Origin of the sequence: Pseudidiomarina sp., from assembly GCF_033722695.1 — a bacterium.
Taxonomy (GTDB): Bacteria; Pseudomonadota; Gammaproteobacteria; order Enterobacterales; family Alteromonadaceae; genus Pseudidiomarina.
Genome location: NZ_JAWVYM010000057.1, coordinates 1 through 4490 on the forward strand (window position 1 = coordinate 1; position 4490 = coordinate 4490).

The 4490-nt window shown below is 50.6% G+C and carries 4 protein-coding genes; 2 read left to right on the plus strand and 2 right to left on the minus strand.

Annotated elements, in window-relative coordinates:
- Positions 1–956: 956 nt before the first annotated feature.
- The gene (gene gpt / locus R3196_RS10715; RefSeq protein ID WP_318936764.1) at positions 957–1445 is read left to right on the plus strand and encodes a xanthine phosphoribosyltransferase; all 489 of its coding nucleotides are present in this window, start codon (positions 957–959) and stop codon (positions 1443–1445) included.
- Between the two features lie 60 nt (positions 1446–1505).
- On the opposite strand, the gene R3196_RS10720 is transcribed toward gpt, so the two are convergent.
- On the minus strand, positions 1506–3215 hold the full coding sequence (locus tag R3196_RS10720) for a proline--tRNA ligase (RefSeq protein ID WP_318936765.1): 1710 nt from the start codon (positions 3213–3215) through the stop codon (positions 1506–1508).
- 72 nt (positions 3216–3287) lie between these two features.
- Positions 3288–3995, minus strand: a complete 708-nt coding sequence (gene tsaA, locus R3196_RS10725) for a tRNA (N6-threonylcarbamoyladenosine(37)-N6)-methyltransferase TrmO (RefSeq protein WP_318936766.1) — start codon at positions 3993–3995, stop codon at positions 3288–3290.
- A 210-nt stretch (positions 3996–4205) separates the two neighbouring features.
- On the opposite strand from tsaA, the gene R3196_RS10730 reads away from it, so the two are divergent.
- Positions 4206–4490 (plus strand): hypothetical protein (locus R3196_RS10730; RefSeq protein WP_318936767.1); only part of this gene is annotated, 285 nt, incomplete at its 3' end.

Here is a 4490-nt window from a genome sequence, read left to right on the forward strand (position 1 = left end):
CTGCATCACGTTCTCGCCAACCTCAACATCGACCTCAAACTGAGCTCCACGTGGATCAATAAAAATAACCTGTGGCATAAACTCCCGACTCCGTGTAATTATTTCAGTAAGTGATTAGGGCGGTATTCTAACATAGATGGCGAGAGTCAGTCGCTGACGCCTTGAACGGGTTTAGTGCATAAGGTTACTTCATGCACGTTGACAATGTGCCGCTCAAAAGTGATGACTTGTTACCAGTGCATTGTTTTAAAAGCATATTAAGCGGAGCCTATTTTGACGAGGGATCTACCCAGGCTTGGATAGAAACGCATTAATTTTGATAAACGCTTCCGGTTACCTTAAATTTTTAAATGTCCAATTTATTGGGAAAATAGACGGAAAAATTTAGCTCTTAACTAAGGATTTGACCTCACCCCCAAGCATAGGCCACGGCTTGGATGAAACTTCAGGTCAAGGCGATTGATCATGCCAGCTGCATCAAGTGCGGTTCGGGGGCGGCGCGATCCGGTTATCCAGTAAGGGCCTGGGGCTACCATACGCTTTGGCGGCAGTTCATCATTTCATAAAAATAGGTAGACACGTTGATGACTAATAAGGTTGAAGTAAAACTAGATGAACTGAAACGGGTCTTTAACATAGTAGAGGAAGTACATGATTTGCTTCATCAGCCCGAAAAATATAAGGACACTGACGTTATGGATTCTTTTGTCCAGGAACACTACGCAGAGCTTCATGCCGTTTACTACGACATTCTCTGGAATTGGCTTCCTCAAGATGTTCAAACGGAAATATTAGATCGGTAATAAAATAGCTCTCTTACCAGCAATTTTTGTTGATCGCGCCAGGTTAGCGCTTTACCCGTAGTAGAAGTACGGGCTACAACAACAAAGCGGGAAATCTTGGTATACTGGCAGGCATCTTAGTTATTTTATTCATTGATGTAGGGATTTTGCGCTATGGGTTGGCATACAAATCGTGAGTTTTATATTTCCTGGGAAGAGTTGCATCGGGCGACCAAAGAGCTGGCCCGGCGGCAGCTGCCGGCTGAGCAGTGGCGGGGCATTATCGCGGTGAGTCGCGGTGGGCTGGTTCCGGCGGCTATTCTTGCGCGTGAGCTGAATATCCGCATGGTCGACTGTGTTTCAGTGAGCTCCTACGATCATGACAGCCAGCGTGATACGGTGACTATGCTTAATGACGCGTCCGCTACGGATGATGGCGAGGGCTTCCTGGTTATTGACGATTTAGTAGATACCGGTAAAACCCTGAAGTTTTTGCGCAAACGCTTCCCTAAAGCACGATTTGTTACTGTCTATGCCAAGCCTGCGGGTGTTGATTTAGTGGATGATCATGTCGCTGATGTGGATCAGGAAACCTGGATTCACTTTCCCTGGGATATGTACCTGCACTATGTTGAGCCGCTGGCCGGGCACGAAAGCATCTAGGCTCGGGCAAAAAAAAACCCCGCCATATTTCAGGGCGGGGCTAGTCATTTTCACAGCTACTTAGCTGATAAACTTCTGCAAGATCAGGCGCAAGGCGTCTTCAATCGCAATTTTCTCTTTATCACCGCTGACCCGGCTCTTGTATTCAACCGCATTTTCATCAAGATTGCGTTCGCCCACCACGATCTGGTGCGGGATCCCAATCAGCTCCATGTCGGCAAACATCACGCCCGGGCGTTCTTTGCGATCATCGAACAGCACGTCGATGTTGGCCGCGGTAAACTCGTTATAGAGCTGCTCAGCAACTTCTTTCACGCGCACTGATTTATGCATATTCATCGGCACAATCGCGACCTGGAACGGCGCCAGCGCCAGTGGCCAGGTGATGCCGTGCTGATCGTGGTTTTGCTCGATGGCGGCCGCGACGATACGGGAAACACCGATACCATAGCAGCCCATCGTCAGGGTTTCATGCTTGCCGGATTCGGTGAGTACGCCCACTTTCAGCGCGTCGGAATATTTTTTACCAAGCTGGAAGATATGGCCGACTTCAATACCGCGTTTAATCTGCAGCCGACCTTTGCCACATGGGCTGGGGTCACCTTCTATTACGTTGCGCAAGTCAGCGGTTTCAGGCGTCTCAACATCACGGCCCCAGTTGATATTGAAGTAATGGTAGCCATCTTCGTTGGCACCGGCGGCGAAATCAGCCAGCACCGCCACGCTACGATCAGCGATGGTAAAGAGCGGCATCTTGACCGGGCCGAGCGAACCAGGGCCTGCACCCACTGCCGCGCGGATTTCGTCATCGGTGGCGAAGGTGAGAGGGCTTGCCACACGCGGATGCTTGGCCGCTTTAATTTCATTGAGCTCATGGTCGCCGCGAATTAGCAGGGCGACAAGGTCGTCCTCGCTACCCTTCACGATCAGGGTTTTGATGGTCTGGGTGACGGAGATCGGAAATTGCTCGGTCAGCGCCTTAATAGTTTTCGCGTTGGCGGTGGCGACTTTTTCCATGTCAGCGGTCGCTGCCGGCGCTTCGGAGCGCTCAGGCACTGCTTCAGCCAGTTCAACGTTGGCGGCATAATCTGAGCTATCAGAAAAGGCGATATCGTCTTCGCCGGAATCGGCCAGCACATGGAATTCATGAGACACGTTACCACCGATAGAGCCGGTATCAGCGATGACCGGGCGGAAATCCAGGCCCAGGCGCTCAAAGATGCGGCAGTAGGCGGCATGCATAGCATCATAGGTCTGCTGCAGGCTGTCCTGCTCAAGATGGAATGAATAGGCATCTTTCATGATGAACTCACGGGCGCGCATGACACCGAAACGCGGGCGTATTTCATCGCGGAATTTGGTCTGGATCTGGAACAGATTCATCGGCAGCTGTTTGTAACTGGTGATTTCTTTGCGGACCAGTTCAGAAATGACTTCTTCGTGGGTCGGGCCCAGCACGAAGTCGCGTTGGTTGCGATCATGCAGACGCAGTAATTCAGGGCCGTAGTCTTCCCAGCGACCGGATTCCTGCCACAAGTCAGCGGGCTGCACCATCGGCATCAGCACTTCTAAGGCACCGGCGCGTTCCATTTCTTCACGCACCACGGCTTCAACCTTGCGCAGTACCCGCAGGCCGCTTGGCGTCCAGGTATATAATCCGGCGGCAACCTTACGCACCATTCCGGCACGCAGCATAAGCTGATGACTGATAACTTCAGCATCAGCAGGAGTTTCCTTTAATGTACCCAATAAATACTGGCTGGTACGCATGTGTTCCCCATTCAAAGTAACGGATCGATAGCTTATCGAAGATAACAGAATTCTATCAGTAGCAGGCCCGGGTCAAAAGTCTTTACTGATACTAATCACGTGATTTTCGGAATTGATAACCTGCCACCGGATATTCAGGTCATACAGCGACATGCCGTAGATCTTGTCCTGCTCGTTGTTTTGTTTATAGGCAGGGCGGGGGTCTTGCTGCAACACCTGTGCGATAAGCGTGGCCAGGTTCGGGTACTCTTGCTGCAATCTGGCCAGTTGCTGCTGTGCCCCGGGGCTGAAGTGGGTAGTAAGGCCAGCCTCAGGCTTATCCTGCGCAAAACTGCTGATGGCGTCTGGATAACTATCGGCGTAAGCAAGATAAGGCTTAATATCGATGATAGGGGTGCCATCGACCCAGTCGGCGCCGACTACCTCAATGCGGTTGCGGCCATCCTGATGGGTCACGTCGGTCAGTTGCACTGCCGACATACCAATAGCGTTTGGGCGGAAAGTCGAGCGGGTAGCGAATACGCCTTTGCGTTCATTACCCCCAAGCCGTGGTGGCCGGACCAAGGGCTTCCAGCCGCCCGCCAGGGTCTCATGAAACAGAAACAGCACCCAGATATGGCTGAATTCTTTTAAGCCACGCACACAGTCAGGGTGACTGTACGCCTCATTCAGAATGATCTGACTGGTCGCTGCGGTCACCAGCCCGGGCTGGCGGGGGGCCGCAAATTTCTGGCTATAGGGCGATTTTACATAACCGATGATATCTAACTGATGCTGCATATAAGGGAGACCTGAACCTGCTGTGGTCAAATTTCAGCATATTTTAGTCAGTTTGGCGAACCATAAGGACCCTGACAGTATAGTAGCAACAGACACAATTCAGTAAGTCGTTGAAATAAAACAAGTATAAATAGTTGGCATCTAAATTGCTTATTATCTATCGACGAAGAGAAACGATTTTGCTTTTATTGTATCTGGAGAAAATAAAAAATGAGCAGACAACAATTTGTATGGACCACAGCATTACTATTAATCGGCAGTGTGACTGTAGCGAGCTTGCCTTTCACCGCCAGCGCCGCCGATAAAGAAAAGCGTGTCGAAGCGACATACGAGGTTAGCACTGATACTAACCTGTACGTTGAGTCAGGCGTAGGCACCATTCATTTCCACCGCCATGACAGTAACGAAGTTATTGTTAAGCTGCGCGCCACAGCTGACGAGGATAGCTTCTGGAAAGACGGTTTACTGGATAAAGTTGAGTTAGTGGCTGAGCAG